Source organism: Myxococcales bacterium (genome assembly GCA_016706225.1).
GTDB lineage: Bacteria > Myxococcota_A > Polyangia > Polyangiales > Polyangiaceae > JADJKB01.
Window position 1 is genome coordinate 233546 of the sequence record JADJKB010000003.1, and the last position, 21956, is coordinate 255501.

The 21956-nt window shown below is 66.8% G+C and carries 18 protein-coding genes; 7 read left to right on the top strand and 11 right to left on the bottom strand.

Annotated features, from left to right (window positions below; all coding sequences use genetic code 11):
• Positions 1–194 precede the first annotated feature (194 nt).
• Complete coding sequence (locus tag IPI67_02915) at positions 195–2339, bottom strand: two-component system sensor protein (GenBank protein MBK7579133.1); 2145 nt, start codon at positions 2337–2339, stop codon at positions 195–197.
• Positions 2340–2440: 101 nt separating this feature from the next.
• Between IPI67_02915 and IPI67_02920 the strand changes: the two genes are divergently transcribed.
• The gene (locus tag IPI67_02920; protein ID MBK7579134.1) at positions 2441–3025 is read left to right on the top strand and encodes a hypothetical protein; all 585 of its coding nucleotides are present in this window, start codon (positions 2441–2443) and stop codon (positions 3023–3025) included.
• A gap of 16 nt (positions 3026–3041) precedes the next feature.
• Here the strand turns inward: IPI67_02920 and IPI67_02925 are convergent, their stop codons facing one another.
• From IPI67_02925 to IPI67_02945, 5 genes are all read right to left on the bottom strand, one after another.
• Positions 3042–3419, bottom strand: a complete 378-nt coding sequence (locus tag IPI67_02925; GenBank protein ID MBK7579135.1) for a hypothetical protein — start codon at positions 3417–3419, stop codon at positions 3042–3044.
• Positions 3416–6919, bottom strand: a complete 3504-nt coding sequence (locus IPI67_02930) for a sigma-54-dependent Fis family transcriptional regulator (protein MBK7579136.1) — start codon at positions 6917–6919, stop codon at positions 3416–3418. Before IPI67_02930 ends, IPI67_02925 begins: the two co-directional genes overlap by 4 nt.
• Positions 6920–7023: 104 nt before the next feature.
• Positions 7024–7857, bottom strand: coding sequence for a DUF2520 domain-containing protein (locus IPI67_02935; GenBank protein MBK7579137.1), 834 nt, complete (start codon positions 7855–7857; stop codon positions 7024–7026).
• Positions 7854–8426: a nicotinate-nicotinamide nucleotide adenylyltransferase gene (locus IPI67_02940; GenBank protein ID MBK7579138.1), complete on the bottom strand. Its 573-nt coding sequence runs from the start codon at positions 8424–8426 to the stop codon at positions 7854–7856. Before IPI67_02940 ends, IPI67_02935 begins: the two co-directional genes overlap by 4 nt.
• The gene (locus tag IPI67_02945) at positions 8423–9028 is read right to left on the bottom strand and encodes a hypothetical protein (protein ID MBK7579139.1); all 606 of its coding nucleotides are present in this window, start codon (positions 9026–9028) and stop codon (positions 8423–8425) included. Before IPI67_02945 ends, IPI67_02940 begins: the two co-directional genes overlap by 4 nt.
• 83 nt (positions 9029–9111) lie before the next feature.
• Between IPI67_02945 and IPI67_02950 the strand changes: the two genes are divergently transcribed.
• Positions 9112–10377 (top strand): (2Fe-2S)-binding protein, encoded by a 1266-nt coding sequence (locus tag IPI67_02950; protein ID MBK7579140.1) that lies wholly within the window; start codon positions 9112–9114, stop codon positions 10375–10377.
• Positions 10378–10380: 3 nt separating this feature from the next.
• Here IPI67_02950 and IPI67_02955 read toward each other — a convergent pair whose 3' ends face one another.
• Complete coding sequence (locus IPI67_02955; protein ID MBK7579141.1) at positions 10381–11109, bottom strand: heme exporter protein CcmB; 729 nt, start codon at positions 11107–11109, stop codon at positions 10381–10383.
• A gap of 321 nt (positions 11110–11430) precedes the next feature.
• Between IPI67_02955 and IPI67_02960 the strand changes: the two genes are divergently transcribed.
• Positions 11431–11937 carry a DUF2505 family protein gene (locus IPI67_02960; GenBank protein ID MBK7579142.1) on the top strand — a complete coding sequence of 169 codons (507 nt, stop codon included), beginning with the start codon at positions 11431–11433 and terminating at the stop codon, positions 11935–11937.
• Positions 11938–11988: 51 nt separating this feature from the next.
• Here IPI67_02960 and IPI67_02965 read toward each other — a convergent pair whose 3' ends face one another.
• The gene (locus tag IPI67_02965) at positions 11989–12756 is read right to left on the bottom strand and encodes a glutathione S-transferase (GenBank protein MBK7579143.1); all 768 of its coding nucleotides are present in this window, start codon (positions 12754–12756) and stop codon (positions 11989–11991) included.
• Between the two features lie 105 nt (positions 12757–12861).
• Positions 12862–13281: a hypothetical protein gene (locus IPI67_02970; protein ID MBK7579144.1), complete on the bottom strand. Its 420-nt coding sequence runs from the start codon at positions 13279–13281 to the stop codon at positions 12862–12864.
• A gap of 128 nt (positions 13282–13409) precedes the next feature.
• On the opposite strand from IPI67_02970, the gene IPI67_02975 reads away from it, so the two are divergent.
• From IPI67_02975 to speA, 3 genes are all read left to right on the top strand, one after another.
• Positions 13410–14849, top strand: a complete 1440-nt coding sequence (locus IPI67_02975; GenBank protein ID MBK7579145.1) for a glutamate--tRNA ligase — start codon at positions 13410–13412, stop codon at positions 14847–14849.
• Between the two features lie 14 nt (positions 14850–14863).
• Positions 14864–15850 (top strand): CPBP family intramembrane metalloprotease, encoded by a 987-nt coding sequence (locus tag IPI67_02980; GenBank protein MBK7579146.1) that lies wholly within the window; start codon positions 14864–14866, stop codon positions 15848–15850.
• 292 nt (positions 15851–16142) lie between these two features.
• Positions 16143–18053 (top strand): biosynthetic arginine decarboxylase, encoded by a 1911-nt coding sequence (speA, locus tag IPI67_02985; GenBank protein MBK7579147.1) that lies wholly within the window; start codon positions 16143–16145, stop codon positions 18051–18053.
• A gap of 44 nt (positions 18054–18097) precedes the next feature.
• Here the strand turns inward: speA and IPI67_02990 are convergent, their stop codons facing one another.
• Entirely contained in the window at positions 18098–19750 is a 1653-nt protein-coding gene (locus IPI67_02990) for a hypothetical protein (protein ID MBK7579148.1), read from the bottom strand.
• A 96-nt stretch (positions 19751–19846) separates the two neighbouring features.
• Here IPI67_02990 and IPI67_02995 point away from each other — a divergent pair, with 96 nt between their 5' ends.
• Positions 19847–20473, top strand: a complete 627-nt coding sequence (locus IPI67_02995; GenBank protein ID MBK7579149.1) for a lytic transglycosylase domain-containing protein — start codon at positions 19847–19849, stop codon at positions 20471–20473.
• A 6-nt stretch (positions 20474–20479) separates the two neighbouring features.
• Here IPI67_02995 and IPI67_03000 read toward each other — a convergent pair whose 3' ends face one another.
• Positions 20480–21472, bottom strand: a complete 993-nt coding sequence (locus IPI67_03000) for a WYL domain-containing transcriptional regulator (GenBank protein ID MBK7579150.1) — start codon at positions 21470–21472, stop codon at positions 20480–20482.
• Between the last annotated feature and the right edge of the window lie 484 nt (positions 21473–21956).

The following is a 21956-nucleotide window of genomic DNA, read 5'->3' on the forward strand; positions in this document are numbered from 1 at the left end:
CACGGTTAGGGGCCCTCGGACACGACACCCGAACGGGAGTCGCGCCCGTGATGAGCGTAGCGGTCACAAAAAGATAGGGCCTGGCTGAAGATAGGGTCAAGCAAGACGCTAAGAATCCTAGCGGTTTGCGGTCTTCTTGGGGGGAGCGGCCTGGGCGCCGGCCGGGGCTGGTCACGGCCGGGCCCCATCCGAGGTCAGGCAGGCTCGGCTTCCGGGCCCGCGCTGGGCAGCCGCTCCTCGGCGCCCGAGGGCCGCGGGGTGGGGCTGAGCTCAATTCCGGCTGGGAGTACTACTGAAAAAGTCGAGCCCGACCCAGGCTGGGACTGCACCTCGATGCGCCCGCCCCACTCTTCGACCAGGCGCTGGCTGATGGCGAGGCCGAGGCCTGTTCCCTTTTCCTTGGTCGTGAAGAAGGGAACAAACAGGCTCTTGAGCACCTGGGGCGAGATCCCGGTGCCGTGGTCTCGCACGGAGATCTCGACGGACTCGGTCTTCGCCCGACCCGCGGGCCTCAAACGGGTCGACACGGTAACCCCGCTGCCCTTGCCCCCCGTGGCGTAGAGCGCGTTCTGAACCAGGTTCATCAGCACCTGCCTCAGTTGCTCGGCGTCGGCGCGCACCAGGGGAAGCTCCGCGGCGAGCTCCGTCGAGACCGCCTCGTCCCCGGACTGCCCGGATGAGAGCACCTGCAGCGTCCGACGAATGACCGCGTTCACGTCGACCGCGCCGGGGTTGCCCTTGGATGGCCGGGCGTAGTCGAGCACCGACCCCACCACCCGGTCGAGCCGATCGACCTCCTCCAAGATGATACCCAGGAACTCACGCGCATTGGGATCCGCATCACCACCACCTTCGGGCTCGTTGAGCAGCTGGGCGGCACCTTTGATCGCGCCCAGCGGGTTCTTTACTTCGTGCGCCAAGCCGGCCGCCATCTGTCCGAGTGCTGCCAGGCGATCACGCTCCTGCATACGCCGATATTGTTGCGAGTTCTCGATCACGACGGCCATCTGCACACACAGAGTCTCCAGCAGGGCGACGTCCTCGCTGCTGAACGCGTCGGAGACTCGATCATCGGCGATCAGCATGATGGCCACGATCGCCTGACCCTCGCCCCGCACGGCCAGACAAACCCCGTCCTTGTAGGGTCCAAGCACCTCCGCAGTGGCCAGCAGACGCTCGTCCGCCTCGAGCGCGGGCGTGCGGTCGCCGCGGCGCCGTTCGACCACGTCGTGGCGCAAGAGCTCGAGCGGGACCGACGGCGCCGCCGCCAGTCGGTCGAGCAGCGGGCGGGCGGTCGCGGAATCGATACGCGGGGGCGGAAGTGGGCCGAAGGCCTGCCCCAGCTCGAAGTCGGGACCCGTGGGATCTCGGAGGTAGAGTGCGGCGGCGGTGACCCGTCGCGAGGCCTCCAGCGCCGAGAGGACCACCTGCATCATCTCGCGACCTTCGAGCACGTGCGCCAGTTTCTGCCGTGCCTTCAGCAGCGCTCGGTCCAGGTCGACACGCTCGCGGAAGAAGGCGAAGTGGATGTAATGCTCGACCTTGTCGCGCAACGGATCGAACAGCACCAGGATCACGATGGCCGCGAGGATCGCGTTCAAATACATGGTGGAGAAACCGCCCACCAAAACCACGAACACGTAGAAGATCCCGGCCAGCGTGAAGGCCAGCGCCGTCGACACCACCAAGCGCCCGAGGATGTCGTAGAGATCGACGAGGCGCTCGCGGATCATCGATTCCGCCAGAATGAACAAGAAGACGATGCTGAGGACCGCACCCACTGGCGGCAAAGGCGCCCCGATGAACCAGAGAAAGTCCGCCAGGGTAAAGGCTGCGGCGAGCGCCCCGACGACCACCAGAAATCTCACACGCTGCTGAGTGGCGCGCGAACGGCTGCGTTCACCCCGCAGCGCCAGCGACCAGAGTCCGGCGGCGATCAGCCCGAAGACGTAGAGCATCACCGCGCCGCGCACCAAGCCGTGTTTGTGCAACGGTGACAGGACGAGCACCATCATCGGGACCATCAGCACGCCGGCTACCCGAACCAGAGTCGAACGGCGGTCGCGCCGAGGAACCAGCACCTCGAACAAGTGAACGGCGAACTGCGGCAGGAGCACGGCCAAGATGGCGGTGAAACGCACCCACACCTCGGAGTGAACGAAGTGGTAAAGCCACTGCGCGATGTACCAGAGGCCGATATCGGCGGCGAACGCCGCAAAGAACAGGTGAGCCCTGCCCCGCCTGCCGCGCAGCAGGATCGACACGGCGATCGCCAGCGCCAACGCGCCGCAGAACAGAGAGGTGCGCGTGCGAAGATCCACTTCGACTCGAGCGTACACCGAACTCTGCGCAAACGGCCGGTCTGCGCCCCGAGGCTCGCCGCGCTGTCGGGCCCAATTCGCGTGCTCGAGCCCTGTTATGCCGCTATCTTGTCGATCGCATGGCTGCCGGGCGGATCAAAGGCAACGCGTTCCGCGAGTTTCTCGTCTGGTACGCCGAGCACTCCGGCACGGAGGCGTTGCGGGCGGCCTTCGACGCCCTGCCGGAGCGGCTGCAAAGCGAAGTCGATCCGAGACGCCCGGGGTTGGGGGTGCTGCCATCGGTCTGGTACCCCATCGAGCTGGTGCACGCGCTGCTGGATACCGCGTGTGCAGGACTCTCCGACGAAGAGCTGGACGACTTCGCTCGGCAAGCGGCCAGGGCCACCATTTCGCGCATGATGAAGGGCCTGCAGCGGGCCGTGTTCTCATTGCTAGTTTCACCCCGCCGCTACCCGAAGGTGATCAACTCCCTGTGGGGGCTGAGCTACGACACCGGCAGGGTGCAGGTCATCGAGCTGTCGTCCACGTCGCACGAGGGCGTCATCACGGAGTGGCTCGGTCACCATCCGATGATTTGCAGGATGAACCACCTCTCGAAACTGCACATCTACGCCGCGATGGGCTGTCGTGACGTCAGCGTGGAGCTCACCCGCTGTGTGTCTCGAGGCGACCCCGATTGCCGCTCGGTCGTGCGCTGGGCTTGAAGCACGACCGACGCCGCTAGGACGAGCTCTTCTGCGCAGCGCCCGTCTGCCCGTGCGGCTGGGTTCCACCGCTGGGCTGGGTTCCGCCGCCCGGCTGGGCGTTGTCCTCTTGGTCCGGGTCATCACCCCAGGGATATGGCGTCGGCCCTCCGCTCGGGTCGTCGTCGGTATTCCAAGGGTATGGGGTTGGCCCGCTCGGGTCGTCCGATCCGGACACGATGAGGCCCCGAGGATTGCCGAGCTCGCCCACTCCAGGCTCCGGGCTCGGGTCTTCGCTTCCGAGCTCGGAGGCCACCTCGCCGGCGCCCTCCGACGACGGATCGTCCGCGCTCACTGCGCATCCCCCAAGGCCCAAGGCCAGGCCCACCAAACAGAAACCCACTAGCTGTTTCATGACGGATCCTCCGTCCCGTTGACCAGGAAGCCATACTGTTTGACTAGCTGGCTGAGCCGCGGACGCTTCATTCCCAGAAGCGTCGCCGCCCGTGTGATGTTCCCACCCGCGTCTTCCAGCGCGCGTTCGATGCACTCGCGCTCGATGTTGCGTTTCAAGTCGGACAGGCTCGTCGAGCCTTGCCGGATCTCTCGATAAGCGACCTCGGTCACCGGCACTCCGGCGCTGCTGGATGAGCCGCCGGGCGCAGCGGCCCTCAGAGCGGTCGAGTCGCGGCGAACCGACTGCGGCTCGAGCGCCAGTTTCCGCAGGGCTTCGACGTGCTCGACGAAGTCCTGAACATCGAGCACTTCACGCTCGGAAAGCACCGACACGGCGCGCAGCGCGTTCTCGAGCTCCCGCACGTTGCCGGGCCAACGGTGGCGCCCCAAGAGCTCGATGGCCTCTCGCGTCAGGCTCTTCGCGGCCTCGCCGCGCTCCCGCGCGATGCGCTCGAGAATCGCGTCGCACAAGAGTGGAAGGTCCGAGAGCCGCTCGCGCAGCGACGGCACTTCGAGATTGATTCCGCTCAGACGGTAGTAGAGATCCTCCCGGAACTGGCCACGCTCCACCAGGGTCCGAAGATCACGATGGGTCGCGCAGACGATCCTGACGTCCACGGCGATCGGGGCGCTCCCGCCCACTCGCTCGATGCGACGCTCCTCCAAGACACGCAGGAGCGCGACCTGGGTGCGCGGCGAAATGTCCCCGATCTCGTCGAGGAACAGCGTTCCACCGTTGGCCCGCTCGAAACGGCCGCGGCGCCTGGAGCTTGCCCCGGTGAAGGCTCCCTTCTCGTGCCCGAACAGTTCGCTGAGCAGCAAGGACTCGACGAGGGCCGCACAGTTCACGCGCACGAGGGGCCCCCGAGCACGCTGGCTGTGGCCATGAATGAGCTCGGAGATCAGCTCTTTGCCGGTCCCGCTCTCACCGTGGATCAAGACAGTCGCATCACTCGGTCCGACCCTTCCAAGAGAGTCGAGCAACGCGCGCACGCTGGGGTGTTTGCCGACGTAGACTATTTCGCCCGCTGCCTGGCGGGGCGCCTGACTCGGCAACCGCAGGGACACCGGCTCGCTCTCCGACTCCGGCGCATCGACCACGGCCCGTTCCAGCCGCGCGAGATGCATCAGCGCCGGACGGGCGAGATACGCCTCGCGTACGTGACCCGAGAGCGATCGCAGCACGTCGTCGACGAGCGCTCGCGCCGCCGCGAGGTGGGTCTGCGCCGCCAGGTCGTCCGCCTCGGAGAGAGCGATTTCGGCGCTGAGCACGTGGGCCTGCCGGGCCAGCTCCTCGTCGCCGGCCTCGTGGGTCGCGGCAACCGCGTGCTCCGCGGCGGCTCGGGCCGGTCGACCCTGGGCCCGGAGTGACAGGGCCTCGAGCAGAGCAACCTCCGCGTGATCGTAGGGTGTGGCGGCCAGGGCCCGCGCACGTCCGATCTCGACCTCGGCTCGCCCGACCGCCCCGTCGTCCAGAGCGACTCGGGCTGCAACACGGTGGCACTCACCCAACTTGTCACCGTCGCTGGACATCGCCGCCGAGCGGAGCGCACTGCGCACGTCGCGTTCGGCTTCCGGCGTCCGCCGGAGCGCCAGGTGAACCTGCGCCGAAGCCAGGGCAATTTCAGCGGCGCGGGAGCCGGGCGCGCCCGGCCCGAGGGCGTGCCGACCGAAGCGCAGCGCCTGCTCCGCCTGCTCCAGCAAGCCCAGGCGTAGGCGCAGCTCGACGATGTTGGAGATGTCTCGGGCGAAGTTCAGACGGTCACCGACCCGACGGTGCGCGGCAATCGTACGTTCGAGGAGCTCGAGTGCGTGTCCGTAGTCGTGACGCTCGATGGCGAGCACCGCGAGGTTGCTGAGCGCGAAGCCGACCGCGCGCCGCTCACCACGGGCCTGGGCATCGCTGAGCACCTGCGCGAGCATGGCGCGAGCGGGCTCGGATGCTCCGCGTGACAGCAGCGCAATCGCGCGATTCACCCGCGCCCGCAGCTCGGCGGTGGAGTCGCCGTTCCCGATCGCTTCACACTCGTCGGCAGCAAAATGCGCGTCCGCCGTCGCCCATTCGCCGCGGGCGAGGAGCAGCTTGCCGAGCAAGTTCCGCGCGGCCAGGCGCACCGACGCGGTCTGCGCCGAGCTCTGGACACACTGGGCGATCTCCGCAGCCTCCGTCAGCTCACCGGCGGCGTAGCGTACCTCGCCGATCTGGACACTCGCGGCCCACTTGGCCTCGTCATCGTCGGACAGGTCGCGAGCCCGCTCGAGGGCGGCGAAGGCCGAGACCAGATCACCCCGCGCCAGGGCGGCGCGGCCGAGCACGAATGCCGCGCGGGCCGGCTGCTCCGCGCATCCAATCCGTTGAGCCCACGCCAGCCCGACGTCGGCATCCCCGAGCTCCAGCGCCAACTCGGCGCCGCGCAGGCGCGCGTCGCTCGCAGCCGTTTCCGGCGCTGTGTCCAGGAGCGCGCCAAACCTGGCCCAGAGGCTGGCGCGGAACGCGCCATCGTCAACCGAGTTGAGCGCCGAATGCATGGCGCTCTCGGCAGGGCCGAGTTGACCCAATCCCGCCCAGAGCTCGGCGCTCCTGGCGAATCCCAGCGCGTCGCGGGGAAGCAGGCGCGCCATCGCCGCGGCGACCCGCTCAGCGAGCTCGCGCGGGGCGGCGGACGGGTTCGGGATGCGAGCGACGGAGATCAATTCGTCCCGCACCGAGACGAGTCCGCGTCGTATGAGGAGCTCGAGATCTGCTGCTGCTCCGAGCTCGGCAACTCCCGACACGGGCCAGGCCCGATGCGCGAGCGAGAGGCACGCAAACAACTCCCGCGCGGAAGCCGGGAGCTCCGCGAGCAACTCTTCGGGCTGGCGGCCTTCACCTCGCTCTGCGCCGTCCATCCAAGCGTTGAGGTCGGAGAGTTTCGAGTGCGCGGCCCGACTGCGCGCGGCCGCCACTGCTTCCCACCAACGAGCGAGGGCTGCGCCGTCGAGCTCCGCGGGGATGTCGAGCACGTCGAGTGTCGAACCCGGGAGAGCGCGCGGCATCAGGATGATGAACAGCGCACCCCCGCGTCGATCGGCTACGGCACTCGCGATTGCGTCGTCCCATGCACTCTCGCTGCCGAGCGCGACGAGCAAGACGGCGCTCACGCCGCTCGCGGCGCTGACCAAGAGATCAGCCGCGGCATCGACGTCGTGTGGCAAGTTCGCGAGACCCAGCCGCAGCGCTGCATCGCGCCACGGACTCTCCGCGTGCAGGTCGGCACGCACCACGCGCCGGCCGATTGCCTCGGCGCGGCGCTCGACGTGAGCCGAAATCGCCTCGAAGCCGGCCTCGGCGCTCGTGACTCGCAGCACGCCGTGGGCGTCCCGGGTTTGCACACGCTCGTCGAGCAGCATGAAGCCGGAGCAGGCCGCATTCGGCTGCGCCGACAGGCCCCCGTCCAGTCGTTCCGCAAGAAGTGCCAAGACCACCCAAACCTACCCGCGAACCGGCCGGTCGGCAACGCGAAGACAGCCGATTATTTCGGTAATTTTCAGGGATTTTCAGGCAACAGAGGAATCCGCTCGGGTCATACGCGGCGGCGGCCCGGAGCGGGCGGAGAGAGGGCCTGGCGGATGGCACGTTGCGCCGCGGGGGTGGCCTCGCCGATGGCCGCGGCCAGAGGCAGCTGAGCCAAGCCAAGGGCTCGGTATAATCCAGTTATTTCGCTACCTTGGCGCTCAAGCTGGCGCAGGTGTTTGGCCACCGTAGCGGCGTCGCCGCGGCGGATGGGCCCGGTGAGCGCGGTCGGAAGCCCGAGTTTGAGCAGATTCTCCGCCACCGTCCGCAGCAACACCCCAAGTGCCGGGGTCACCTCGCCCGCGGGAGCGCCCGCGGCGACCAGCTCGTGCGCAGCGGTGGCAGCGAGGGCGACCGCGCCGTTGGAGACCAGCGCCGCGAGGGCATGATAACGCTCCGCCGAAACGCTTGGCCAGCTCCTGGGCACACAGCCCAGCGCCCGCCCGAGGCGCCGCGCGCGGCTGACCGCCACGCGGTCGCCGGCGACCAGCAGCAGCGCGCCGTCGAAGTCGGGGAAGCGCTTCGTCGACGCAAAACTCACCAGCGGATGAGCGGATCCCACACCCGCCGAACGACCGCGAAGCGGCGCGAGCACGTCGGGACCGAGTGCTCCCGCGACGTGGACCACGGCAGCAGCCAGCGCTGGCTTCGCGTGCCGAGCCAGGCGCCGCGCGACGTTTGGCAAGGCGTCGTCGCGCACCGCCAGCACGATCAGCTCGACGTCACTGGCGACGCGCGGCCACTTACCCCGGGCAGCGTGCAGTCGTACGGTGTGCTGCCTGTGTTTCAGCTTGGCAAACAGCGCGCGACCGACCTTGCCGCGTCCAATGATGACGACGTTCATCGATACAGCCCACGCTCGTCGATGTACGCGAGCACGTCGCGCGGCACCAGCGCGCGCAGGCGGATGTCTCGAGCGGCGTTCGCGGTAGCTCCGAGCAGTCCGCGCACTTCGGTGGAAGAGACCTCGGGCAACAACGCCAGTGGCGCGGACGGGTGGGGAAACCCCGCGCGCCCGAGCACCAACGGTGGCGCGAGGCGCTCGATACGCTCGAACGCACGCCACTTGTCGCGTTCGTGGAGCACGTCCGATCCAATCACCAGTCTGAGCGCCCACTCGGGGTGCTCCTCGGCCAGTCGCTCGAGCGTCTGGAGCGTGAAGCTGGGCGTCGGAAGCTCCGCTTCGACCGCAGAGACCCGCACGCGGGGCAACCAGCCGAAGGCCAGGCGGCAGAGCTCCACGCGTTCGACGAAAGGCGCGAGATCCTTGCTGAATGCGTGCTCGAACACCGGCACCACGAGCAGCTCCTGAATGCCCCCGAACGCCAGCGTGTAGGTGACGGCGAGCACGTGCGCGACGTGCGGGGGATTGAAGCTGCCGCCGAAGATCGCGACCGGCGTGCGCGCCGTCATGGCTGGACCTTGAGCTTGCCGGACACACTCGCGACCAGGCGCTCGCTGCGGACCTCACGGCACTCTCCGTCATAAAGCGAGAGCTCCACTCCGTTCGGTCCGTCTTCGAGCAGCATGACCCCGAAATCTCCGAGCGGACCCGGCGAGAGAAACCAGCGGCTGCCGATCGACTTGATCATCGGCTCGGGGCTCTTGCCGAAGATCAGGTACGTCGCCGAGGCAATGTCGTCCTCGTCGAGCAACGCCTTGTCGTGGATCATCACCGCGACCTTGCCGTTCAGGAGCTCGACGAGGCGCGTGTCAGCGCCGGGCAATGCACCAAACACCATCAGCGCGAGCCGCTCGCGCTCGGCCTCGAGAAAGGCGTCAATCTCGGGGGGGCTAGCCGCCTCGCAGCGGGCCGCAGCCCGCTGCCAGAGTGCGCCGACACCCGGGTCGTCCCCCACCGCCTTCGACGCCAGCTCACCAACGACACGTTCGAGCGCCGAGTCGAAGCCGAGGTACACCGCCCGGTGCACCGCGCGCTCCTTGGACAAGAAGCGAACCGCTCGCTCGAGGAGGTCGTCCTGTTCGTCGGCAGGGCCAATCAGGCCAAGGCGCATGATCTTCGAACACGGTAGTTCAAGACGCGTCGAGTGAGACGGACATTCCTCGCTCGCAGCATCTCGGCTAGGCTCTCTGGTCGATGCCATCGCGGCTGAAATCCCTCGAAAACCCGGTGGAAATTAGCCACGACGGCGCCGTGGTTCCGGCCGAGCGCGGTGAGCCGCTGGCCGTCGCGTTGATCGCGGCCGATCGCCTGCCGCTGGCCCGCAGTCCCAAACTTCACCGACCCCGTGGGCCGTACTGTCTCCGAGGCGGCTGTGACGGTTGCCTGGCGCGTGTCGACGGAGTGCCGAACGTGATGACGTGTCTGCGTGCCACTCGCGGCGGCGAGGTGATCGAGACCCAGAACGTACTCGGCACACGGGAGCTCGATGCGCTGCGGGCCGCAGACTTCCTGTTCCCGAAGGGAATCGACCACCACCGCTTGTTCGCCGGCATCCGCGGCGTATCCGCGGTCGTGCAGAGCTTCGCGCGCCGGGTCGCGGGGCTCGGCACTCTTCCCGCCAACGTCGAACCCAGCCGACCGGCGACACGACGCGAGCTCGAAGTCTTGGTCATCGGCGGAGGCCTCGCGGGACTGTCGGCGCTCGCGGCGCTCGATGCCCGGGCCTGGCTCGTCGACGACGGACCCAGCATCGGCGGAGCTGCCCGCGCGCTCTCACCCGAGCGCCTGGGCGAGCTTTCGGCCCGAGCCACGGCCAATGGCGGAACGCTGGCAGCGCGTACCACGGCCATCGCACTCTACCGCGAGCCGGAGCGCCCGGACGGGCGGATGCACGTCATCGCGTTGGGCCCCGAAGGGGCCACGCTGTTCGTGCCGCGGGTCGTCATCCTGGCGACTGGCCGCCACGAGCCGGTGCCGGCGTTCGGTGAGAACGAGCTCCCCGGCGTATACTCTGCGCACGCGGCGCTCGCGCTGTGGCGGGCAGGCGTCACGCTCGGCAAACGCGTCGCCGTCGTCGGCGGCGGCGCGGCCGCAGACCGCTACGCCGAGTTGGTTGCGGAGCAGACTGCGATCGTGCGCTTCGAAGAAACCGAGGTGGTTCGCGCGCGAGGACGCTCGAAGGTGTCTGGGCTCGTGCTCACCGGGGAGAAGAGCGAACGGAACGAGCGGGTCGAGGCCATCGTGCTCGGGGGCCGTGGCTCACCGGCCCTGGAGCTGGCGATCCAGGCAGGCGCCTCGGCCGAATTCGACGCCCTCGAAGCATATCGGCTGCGCGTCGACGCCGACGGACTGGTCGCGCCTGGGGTGCTCGCAGCGGGCAGCTTGGTCGGAGACGACGATGCGGCCGTTGCCGGCGCCCGCGCTGCTTCCCGAGCAAAACAGCTGCTCGGAGCCGGCTGAGGGTCAGCCTTCGATCAGCGTCCCGAACAGCGCGAGCCCACCGCTCACGAACACGACGTCGAACACACCCATCAGTTTGAAATAGTCTCCGAGCTCCGAAATCGGCGCGCCGCCGAGCAGCTCTCGCGTGGCGGCCACCGACGCGAGCAGGGTCGGGGCGAGCAGCGGCAAGAGCACGATGGCGAGCAGCAGGTCCCGGGCGCGAGTCCGCACCGTCATCGAGCCGAACAGGGTCCCCGTGGCCGCGAGGCCCGGGGTCGAGAGCAAGCAGATGAGCAAGAGCCCCGGACCGACGACCGTCAGATCGATGGAGAAGAGCAGCGCGCTCAGCGGCAGCACGACCAGCTCGACCACACCCAAGAAAGCGACGAGCCCCATGGCCTTGCCGAGGAAGAGCGCGGCCCGCGACAGCGGCGCCACCAGCAGCCCCGCCAGCGCACCCTCCTCCCGTTCGCGTTGCCAGGCCCGCCCCAACGCCAGCACGGCGGCAAACGCGATCGACAGCCACATGGTGCCCGCGGCGACGAGGCGCTTGGAAGCGGGTCCGCCGTAGAACGAAAACGACGCGATGATCACGACGAGCAAGGCGAAGAACGCGCTCGTGGTCACGACCTCGCCGCTCTGAAGCTCGATCAGCAAGTCCTTCTTCAGGATCAAGAATGCCTGCGAGAAAAAACCCGGAGGCCGCGGTGGCGCCTGGGATCGCGTGGACGAGGCGGCGGCTACCGACATGTTCGGGCATCGTATAACCCTCCGCAGGGCGGGCTGGCCAGCCGTGGGTCGTCGTGACCCGACCGGCAGAAAACTCGCAGTAATGTCCGAGACATAGCGATCTCGCCGGGTCCTGGGCGGTCTCGTGACGCGAAAGCTCGAGCTCGTCACGAGCGGCGAAAACCGACCTGAACCACCGGCGAGGCCAGCGGATGCCGCCTGGCGCGGGAACGAGACGCGAAATTTCTGGCGGTCGCGCGTCACCGGGTGACCTCGAAGAAACCCTCTCGCATCGGTTTTTTCGCTGCGCGAAAGCGCACGAGTCGAGTCTAGGATGCGCGCATGGCCGACGTTCGTATCGAGCACGTTTACAACTGCAGCGAAGACACCTTCTGGGACAAGCTGTTCTTCGACGACGCCTACAACGACGATCTGTTCAAGAAAGCGTTGGAGTTCCCCGTCTACGAGAAGCTCAAGCAAGAAGACGACGACAAGGAGATCCGACGCAGTCTCAACGTCGTTCCGAAGCTCGCCCCCATGCCCGGACCGCTGAAGGCCGTCGTGGGCGAGGGACTGGGTTATCGAGAGGACGGCACGTTCGACAAGAAGTCCCGTCGTTATTCGATCGTCATCACGCCCAACAAACTCGCGGACAAGGTGACCATCAAGGGCTCGCTCTACACCAAGCCGCAGGGCGACAAGTGCGTCCGGGTGTTCGACTGCACGGTCATCGCGAAGATCTTCGGAGTCGGCGGGATGCTCGAGAAGCGCATCATCGGTGACATGGAAGAAAGCTACAAAAAAGGCGCCGACTTCAGCAACAAGTGGATCGCCGACAAGGGGCTCTGATTCGGGTTCGTCCGAAAGAGCGAAACACGACTCTCCGGCTGTTCCCGCTCCTCACACGAGCTCCGCGGAGGCTCCGCGGTGTCTTGCGTAGATGTCCTCGACCCAGTCGAAACCGGACCGGTCGGAGAGGCTCTGTTTCATGGCCACCAGCTCCTTCGGCCAGGGCTCGGGCAACGGATACGAGAACTGCTTGGGCCGAATGATGGCGGTCATCACGGCAGCGGCGGTCAGATCCGCGACACTGAACGAGTCGCCCACCAGGTAGCCGCTCTTGCCGATCTCGCTCTCGAGCCGGTCGAAGTGCGAGCTCAGGCGCCCGCGCGCTCTCTCCACGCCATCGGGATCGCCGCCCATGTTCTTGACGAACAGCGGGCGAATGACGGGAAAGATGCCGCGCCAGAACCAGCGCATCGACGCACTGAAACCGTCCGTCGCGAGGCGCGCACAGTCCGCCGGGTGGTCGAAGTAACAGGACCAGAAGAGCTTGCGCAGGTCCGGCGCCACCTCGTCGTCGAAGTGAGCCTGGAGCGCCAGCGCCCGCTCGCGCTCGGCGGGATCTGCGGGATAGAGCGGAGGCTCCGGGTAACGCCGCTCGAGCTCATCGATGATGGCGGCTGAACCCGGGAGCGCCTCGCCGTCGAGCACCAGCACCGGCACCTTGCTCTGGCCGGTCAGAAAGCGCACACGCGGGATGTGCAGCCCCGGCACCAGCGCCTCGCGCGTGTGGGCGACGCCTTTCAGATCGAGGGCCCAGCGCACCTTCTCGTTGTAATGAGAGACCCGGAAGTGGAGCAGGTGAGCGGGTGCCGACGGGCTCATGGAGCGGGGATGATACCCGACCAGCGTCGGCCGCGCCGTGCATCGCGTCGAGGTGAGCTCGGCGGCTCAGGCCCCGTAAGCTGGGACAGTTTGGGTAGGACGAGCTCAGGCCGATGCGGCCGCGGCCTTGGCCTTCTTGGCCGCCGGCTTCTTTTTGGCCGCCGCCGGAGCTGCCTTGGCCTTCGCCTCCGCACGCCGGGCTCGCCGAGCCGCGGCCGCGTGCAGATCGACCAGCTGCGGGAGCGGGTGCTGCTCGAGGCGCGACTTGTAGCCAGCGTCCTTGCTGCGCTTCTCGAGCGTGACGATCGCGTCGATGAGCTTGCCGCGGGAGCCGAAGTCCTTCTTCACACTCGTGAGAATGTCGTGCAAGCGGACCAGCTTGGCGTTCGAGACGCGGGCCAGGCCCTTGCCGCCGTTGACTCGGTCGATCCACAGGTCGCCGGTCGCGAGTTTCTGCACGGCCTCGACGAGCTTTTCTTTGCTCGTGAACCGGTCCTTCGCCACCTTCAAGGGAGTCTTATTCATGGGTCGTCTCCGAACGGCCTTCGGTCAGCCGTGAGGGCGGGCCTTTTAGCAGTGGGCCCCGGCCTAGGCAATGCCTGCCGTCCCTCCCCTCGCCCAGCGGCCGAAAACCATGCTAACGCGCCGAACCCATGGGACCCCGCGTTCGCTTCGCCCCGTCGCCGAGTGGCTACCTCCACATCGGCGGAGCCCGGACTGCCCTCTTCAACTGGCTCTGGGCCAAGAGCCAGGGCGGTGCGCTGATCTTGCGCATCGAGGACACCGACCAGGAGCGCAGCAGCCTGGACAGCGTGCGGGCGATCCTGGACGCGATGACCTGGCTCGGGCTCGACTGGCAGGAAGGTCCAGAGGTCGGAGGTCCCCACGGCTCGTACTTCCAGAGTGAGAGGAAGGCGCTGTATCGCGACGCGGTCGAGCAGCTGATCCGTGAACGCAAGGCCTACCGTTGCTACTGCACCAAGGAGATCCTCGACGCCCAGCGCGCAGCCTTGAAGGAGCGCGACCCCAAGGCGCAGTTCGTCTACCCCGGCACGTGTCGCGAGCGCAAAGACGAGCCGGCGCTCCCCCACGTCGTGCGCTTCAGCTCACCCAAACACGGCACGACCGATTTCATCGACAAGGTGTTCGGTGAGATCCGCACGCCGAACGAGGCGCAACAGGACTTCGTGATCGTCCGCACCGACGGCTTCCCTTTGTACAACCTGGCAGCGGTGGTCGACGACCACGCCATGGGCATCACCCTGGTGGCCCGCGGACGCGACCACATCGGCAACACGCCGCAACAGGTCCTGCTCTACCAGGCCTTTGGTTGGGAGGCGCCGGAGTTCGCCCATTTGCCGATGATGATGTCGGCCAAGGGTGAAAAGCTGAGCAAACGCCACGCATCGGTGGGAGTGCAGGACTACAAGGACCGCGGCTTCTCGCCGATGGGGGTCCTGAACTACCTCGTGCGCTTCGGCTGGTCGTCCGGCGATCAGGAGATCTTCACGCGCGACGAGCTGATCCGGCTCTTCGATTGGGCTCGCGTGAACAAGAGCGACGGCAAGTTCGACGAGAAGAAGTTCGCCGACGTCGCCTTCGAGCAGCTCAAACGCCCGGACCTGACCCCGCTCGACGAATACGCCGCGGGCGTGCGACCCTTTCTCGCGGCGCGCGGCCTGCCGGAAGTCCCGGCTGACACGCTCGGCGCCGCCATTAGCAGCATTCGCGAGCGGGCCCGAACCTGGGTCGAGGCCGCCCACGCCCTCGACTACTTCTTCCGCGAGCCGCCGGAGATGGACGCGGACGCCAGCGCCAAACACCTGGGCGCAGGCGCCGTGAACGTCCTCACCACGCTTCGGGAGATCTGCGCCGGCATCGAAACGTTCAGCGTGCCCGCCCTCGAGGAGGCCGTTCGAGTCTGGACCGAGCGCGAGCAGATCAAGATGAAGGACGTGGCCCAGCCAGCACGGGTCGCCCTCACGGGCCGCACGGCGAGCCCCGGCCTGTTCGACGTGATGGTCGTGCTCGGTCGAGAGCGCACCGTTCGACGCCTCGAGGCAGCGGCAAACCTGGCGAGCGAGCGCAGCTAGGCTGCCAAAGACCCATGATCGACGGCCTCGCCAATCTGGGACCCGAGCTGCCCGAGGGCTTCACCCTGCCGCTGGCTCACTTGCGCGAGCTCTCCTGGTGGGACGCGATCCTCGGATATCCGCCGCTCAAGGCGCTGCTCCCGATCCCGATCATGTGCCTGATGGCGCCGCTCATCTGGCGCTTCTTCCGCGACACCTGGCGTGCGCTCGACGCCGAGGCCGCCGAGTTCCGCGCCGAACAGGTCCGCGCCGGCAACCACGACCTCCGACCTGCTGTGTGTCTGGCCATCACGGCCATCGTGCTGACGCTGCAGGAATACTACGGCGGCCGTCAGGTCTACGATCAGATGATCCGGCCGTTCTTGTCCGAGCTCGAGCGAAACGGCAGCGCGTGGGTGAAGCTCGGCAAGTACGACGAGCTCTACGGTTACGCCTGGTGGGTCACGAGCCGCGTGGTTGGCTACGTGCTGATTCCGCTCCCGCTGTGGAAGCTGATGTTCCCCAAGGACAGCCTGCTGGACATGGGGTTTCGGGTGAAGGGTTTCTTCTCCCACGCCTGGATCTACGCCGCGTGTCTGGGCTTCGTACTGCCCGCGATGTTGCTGGTGGCTTCGCAGCCGGATTTTGGCGGGTACTACCCATTTTACAAACAGAGCTCGCGCAGCTGGTTCGATTTTCTCACCTGTGAGGCCATCTACTTCGTGCAGTTCCTCTCGCTCGAATCGTTCTTCCGCGGCTGGATCGTCGGCGCGCTCCGCAAGAGCATGGGCGCGGGAGCCATCTTTGCCATGGCCGTCCCCTACTGCATGATCCACTACGGGAAGCCGTACCTCGAAGCCAACGGCGCCATCGTTGCGGGCGTCGTGCTCGGCAGTCTCGCCATGCGCACGCGCAGCATCTACTCCGGGTTCCTGGTGCACATCACCGTCGCCTTCCTGATGGACTTCCTCGCGCTGTGGAAGCGCGGCGGGTTGCCGACGACGCTCTGGGCGCCGGGCTGAGCCAGGATTCCGCCGTGGATTTCGAGGTGCTCCGGCCCCGGCGGGGTCGGCCCGGGGGGCGCCGTCGGGGGGGCCGCGCCCCAGAGCAGAGCGTTTCGCTTGCGACGCCGGCCGTTTGGACGTTTGCTTCCGCCCGCCCGCTCGGCCCGACGTCGCCCCGTCTCCGCGCGCGCTCGAGCGCCGAGCTCGATTCGGCACGAGTGTATCGAAGACAGCGACCGATGGAGTCGCGACCCAGCCAACGCGCGAGACAACCAGACCTTCCCGCCCCGAGGAGTCCAAGTTGAACGAGATGGTCGAAAATACCGAGCTGTGGACCGCGCAGAAGAGCGCGCAGATCTACCAGATCCAGGGCTGGGGCATGCCCTACTTCACGGTGACCGATCAAGGTCACGTGCAGGTGGCGCCCGATCCCACTCGTGATCGCCAGATCAACATGTACGAGCTGGTGCAGCACCTCGAGGCGCGCGGGCTCGATCTGCCGCTGTTGATCCGTTTCAGCGACATCGTCGAACACCGCATCAAACACATCAACGAGGCGTTCGAGCGCGCGATCCTCGAGTACGAGTACGCGGGAATTTACCGCGGCGTGTTCCCCGTCAAGGTGAACCAGCAGCGCCATTTGATCGAGGACGTGGTCGAGTACGGGCGTCGCTGGCAGTTCGGTCTGGAGGCCGGCAGCAAACCCGAGTTGCTCATCGCCCTGGCTGCCATGCAGGACGTCGGCGGTCTGATCATCTGCAACGGCTACAAGGATCTGCACTACATCGAGACGGCGCTGGTCGCTCAGAAGTTCGACAAGACCGTGATCGTGGTGCTCGAGCGCATAGAAGAGCTCGACCACGTGTTCCGCGCCACGGAGAAGCTGGGCATTCGCCCGCTGCTCGGTGTGCGCAGCAAGCTCACGACCAAGGGCGTGGGACGCTGGGCGAACTCGGCGGGAGATCGGGCCAAATTCGGCCTCACGATGACGGAGATCGTGGATCTGGTCGATCGCCTCTCGGCCAAGGACATGCTCGACTGCCTGCAGCTCCTGCACTTCCACATCGGCAGCCAGATCTCGAGCATCATTCCGATCAAGAACGCGATCCAGGAAGCCGCCAACATCTACACCGAGCTGGCGAAGATGGGCTGCAAGATGGGCTTCTTGGACGTGGGCGGCGGGCTCGCCATCGACTACGACGGCTCCAAGACCGACTTTCACGCCTCGAAGAACTATACCCTCGAGGAGTACGCGGCGGACGTCGTTGCGCACGTGCAGGCCGCTTGCCACAAATCCAACGTGCCCTGTCCGACTCTGGTCAGCGAGAGCGGACGTGCGGTGGCGGCGCACCACTCGGTGCTCGTGTTCGAGGTCGTCGGTGTCAACGAGGTCCGGTTCGGCGCACCGGTCGAGCCGAAACCGGAGGCTCACCGGTTGATCAAGGATCTGTACGAGACCTACAAAGGCATCAGCGCGAAGAACGTGCAGGAGTCGTGGCACGACGCCACGCAGGCCAAAGAAGAGGCACAGAACCTGTTCAAGTACGGCTACCTGGGTCTGCGCGAGCGCGCCCAAGCGGAGCGCCTGTTCTGGAACTGCTGCGAGAAGATCATGGAGCGCGTGAAGCGCCTGAAGTTCGTGCCGGAAGAGCTCTGGGATCTCGAGCGCACGATGAGCAGCATCTACTACTGCAACTTCAGCATCTTCCAATCGGCGCCGGACATCTGGGCCATCGATCAGCTATTTCCCATCATGCCGATTCACCGGCTCGACGAGCAGCCGGAGGTGACGGCGCGCCTGGCAGATCTCACCTGCGACAGCGATGGCATGATCGACCGATTCATCGACGTCGAGGAAGACAAACAAGTGCTCGAAGTCCACGACTTTCGGCCCAATGAGCCCTACTTCATGGGCATGTTCCTCAACGGCGCCTACCAGGAGATCCTCGGCGACCTGCACAACCTGTTCGGGGACACCAACGCGGTGCACGTGCGGCTGACAGACGAGGGGTACGAGGTCCGCAACGTGGTCAAAGGCGACAGCATCGCGGACGTGCTCCGATACGTGGAGTACCAACCCGAAGGCATGGTCGAGGCCGTGCGGAAACAAGCCGAGCGCGCGGTGCAGAGCGGGCGCCTGACCAACGAGCAGATGCGCACGCTGATGCAGCACTACGAGCAGGCGCTCCGGAGCTACACATACCTGACCGACAGCGAGTGAGCAGCTGGCGACCGTGGGCTGTCGCTCGGCGAATGCCGCCGCCGTCAGCCGAGCGCCTCGAGCGCCCGCACGAGCCCGACACAGTCCTCGGCACGACGCAGCCGCTCGGCGATCGCGTCCGGCACCAGCAAACGCTCGACGCGCCCGAGCACGTCCAGACAGAGTTCCCGCGCAAGCTCGGTGTTTGCGGGTCGGGCATCGTCAGCACGCTCGGCGTCCATCAGATCGCGCAGCCAGAGCCGCCCCTGCTCGTCGACGGCGAAGCGCCGAAATCGCGCGTCGGGCAGCCGCACCCCGGCCAGAGCAAGCGCGCCCAAGATACAGGCCGCCTCGATGCAGAGGCCGAGGCCGGTCGGCGCCGAGAGTCCGCCCTTGCCCAGGATGAGCTCGTTGGCCGCGCGGCCGTGGCGTGCCATCGCCAGGTACGGCTCTCCGCCTTGGCCAAGGCCGTGGGCAACGACGGACGCGACCCCGGGCAAGGCCAAGGAAGCCGTGAGCTCGACCGCCCGCTGGTAGCGCTCGACGTCCGCCGGCGTGCCGATGCGCACCCAGACCGACTGCTGTCGCTTGAGGAGCACACCCATCGAGAAGCGTTCGCGCGCCGGGCGTGTGTCGTCCCTGGCTGGCGCGCGTTCGGACAGGCCGATGCCCCCGATGCGCGGGCCGTCGAGGGCCGTGATCAAATGCCGCGGCACCTCGACCCGAGGCGCGTCCTTGGCGAGGGAGCTGATCAACGCGCGGGTCTCGCGGTCCAGGCCGCGGGAGAGCAGCCAGCCGAGCAGTGACCGCGCCGCGTCGCCGAACACGCGGTCCTCTTTGGGAAAGCTCTCGAGCAGGGTACGGAGACCGGTCGCACACTTGGCGGCCGGTTCCTCCGCGAGCTCGATGCCGACCGTGAACAGGCGGCGGGCGACCGCGGGGGTCTGTGCACGCAGCACACTTTCGTGCAGACCCAGGAGCATGCTGGCGCCGCGGGCCAGCGCCGCGCCGTCGAATGGGTTCGGGGCACCGCGGACGATCACCGCGTGGGCAGAGCGCAGCGGCACCACGATGTTCGCCAGCGCCTCCGGGAGTTTCTCGGCGGAGGCGTCGAAGGCCTGCTGGAACGTCGAGCTCGAGAGCAGGCTGAAGAGCAGATCCGGCCGTGCGCGCTCGTCGGTGAGCTCGACGATCAGATCGAGCACTCGGCGCATCTGCGCCGCACTGACGGCGCTGAAGTCGATGCGCCTCAAGGCCTCCGATAGGGCCGCCACCGCGTCGGGGCGCGCCGCGTCCTTGAGTGATTCGAGATACAAAAGAAGGTAGGCGATGTCCGGCGAGAAACGGATGATGCCTTCGAGTAGGCGTGTACGGCTGGCAGGGTCGAGTCGCTGTGCTGCCAGCTCGACCCGACTGCGTTCGACCTTGTCCAGCAGGTGCTGGCAAACACCGCGGTGCGTCGGCTCACGCGCACCGTTCAAGAGCAGGTCCTCGGCGGCGTTGACCTTGAGCGCGAGGACCTTGCGGTGCTCGCGCAGGAAGCGCAGATGGATGCGCATCTGGGCCGCCTCGGCTGCGGTCAGCGGCAAGTCTGCCGACTTGTTCTGGTCGACCGCCGGTTTTGCGGTCTGAATCAGCTTGACCGCTGACTCGGTCGGATGCCGCGCCGGGCCACGCCGCCGCCGCTTACGATCGCTGCGGGAATCACGTTCTTGCATGGGAAACTTCAGTCGAGCGCCGAGGGGGGAGTCTAGCTGTTCCTCGCTTATCGAAGCGGGAATACTTGGACGACTGCCTGGCGTTGTCGCTACGATTTGTCTCGAGCCTTGTCCAACCTTGCCGTTCCCCTCCGCCTGGCGTCTTTGATATGCGGCGCAGCCTTGCTCACCCTGAGCAGCGATGGCCACGCCGACATCTACAAAACCGTCGACTCGAGCGGCGTGGTCTCGTTCACCAACAAGCCGACCGGCAAGTCGAGCGAGCTGTTCGCCAAGGACAAGCCGAAGATCCCCGTGTTCATGCCGAGTGACACGTCGCCCGAGCGCTTCTCGCGCTACGACACGTACATTCGCCAGGCCGCGACGCTGTATCAGATCCCCGAAGAGCTCGTGCGCGCGGTGATCAAGGTCGAGAGCGACTTCGATCCGCGCGCCGTGTCGCGGGCCAACGCCCGAGGGCTGATGCAGCTCATTCCGGAGACGGCGGGCCGTATGCTGGTCACGGACCACTTCGACCCGCGTCAGAACATCTTCGGTGGAACGCGCTACCTGCGGGTGCTCGCCAATCTGTTCAACGGAGATCTCGAGCTGACGATTGCCGCCTACAATGCCGGTGAGAACGCCGTCATCCGCAATGGCGGGATCCCACCCTACGAAGAGACTCAGGCCTACGTCGGCAAGGTGCTGGCCTACTATCGCTACTTCCGCAGCCAGCCCAAGTGAGAGCGCTCAGCTCTTGGGCGACTTGCGCCGCTTCGGTACGCCGTACAGGCGAGCGGCCTGCTCGAGCTCACCACGCACACGTTCGACGAGCTCGGGCGGCTCGATCACCTTGGCGCGGGGTCCCCACTCGAGCACCCAGCTCACGACCGGATTGAGACTGCCGACGGTCATCGAGAGGCGCACCCCTCCGTTGGCGATCGACTGGAGTTTTTGTGAGCCGTGCACCTTCCGCATGCGCACGTACTCTGCACCCTGGGCGTCGAAGTCGATCACGACCTTGTGCCGAGTCTCGCTGCGCCAGACCCCGAGCTCACCCTGGAAATAGTCGTCAATTTTGAAGCTGTCGGGCAGGACGAACCGCTGCGAGACGGCGCACTCCGTGTTGCGCATGCGGTCGAGGACGAAGGTTCGGATCTCGTCCTTTTCCACGTGGTGCGCCACGCAGTAGATGCTGTCTCGGTGGAGGACGAGTGCGTAGGGGTGGATGACGATGCGTTCGTCCTCTTTCTTGGCCGCACTCTTGTAGGCGAGGCTGAGGGGCCGGAGATCCGAGACCGCCTGGAACAAGTCGTCGAGCTCCTCGGTCTTCTCGGCGTAGTTCTTGGGCGCGAACGGCAGATACAGGAAGCGATCCTCGAGCCGAGCGTCTGCGAGCCCAGCATTGGGCCCTCGCCCAGGTCGTTGGGCAAACGTGAGGAGTTTGTTGATCGCGAGATCGATCTCCTCGAACAACGCCGAGCCGCGCATGGGTTCGAACAGGCGACGAGCGGCCAAGAGGGCGTACGCTTGGGTGCGCCGGAGCTCGACCTTGCGCGGGGCCTCCGAGTGTCGGATGCGCCAGAGCAGAGCGCCTCCGCCCTTGAGCTCGTGGCTCTCGAGATCGAACTCGCGCTCCATCTCTTTCAGGTAGCGCCGCATGGTGCGGGCGCTGACGTCGAGCGCATCGGCCATCTCGTAGAGCGAGAGCCCGCGCGGGTGGCGCGCCAGCAGATCGCGCATCAAATCGAGGCGCCGATGCTGAGTGAAGCGGCCTTTGGGGCGTCCGAGCGGCTTGGGCACGGATTGTTGTCTCCGAGAAGGCGAGCGAATGCACGCTTAGCTTCCCTGTGCCCGCGCGTCACGGGCGCTCCACAGATGCCTGGAAATGGGTGGATTCTCCCCCGGTATCGGCTAGGGCCAATGTAGGCATGGGTAGGCAAGATCGTCCCGCCCAGCCTTGAGGCTCGGAGGTCGAGCGTGTAGCTTGAGCGTTGGCTCGGAATTCTTCCGTCGGGCGCGTGGCAGGCGCTCGACGATGGGGATCTCTGACGGACCCCCCAAGCACAAACAGCGGACCTCGAGGGCGTGCCCATGACGGACGAAAAAGCGCGAACCGTGCGGCTATTGACCCGAACCTGCGGCCTGGCGTTGGTGGGACTGGCGACCCTTGCCGTCTGGCCTGCCCCGGCGAGGGCGCAGGAGCCTGCATCCTGCTTGAGCGCGG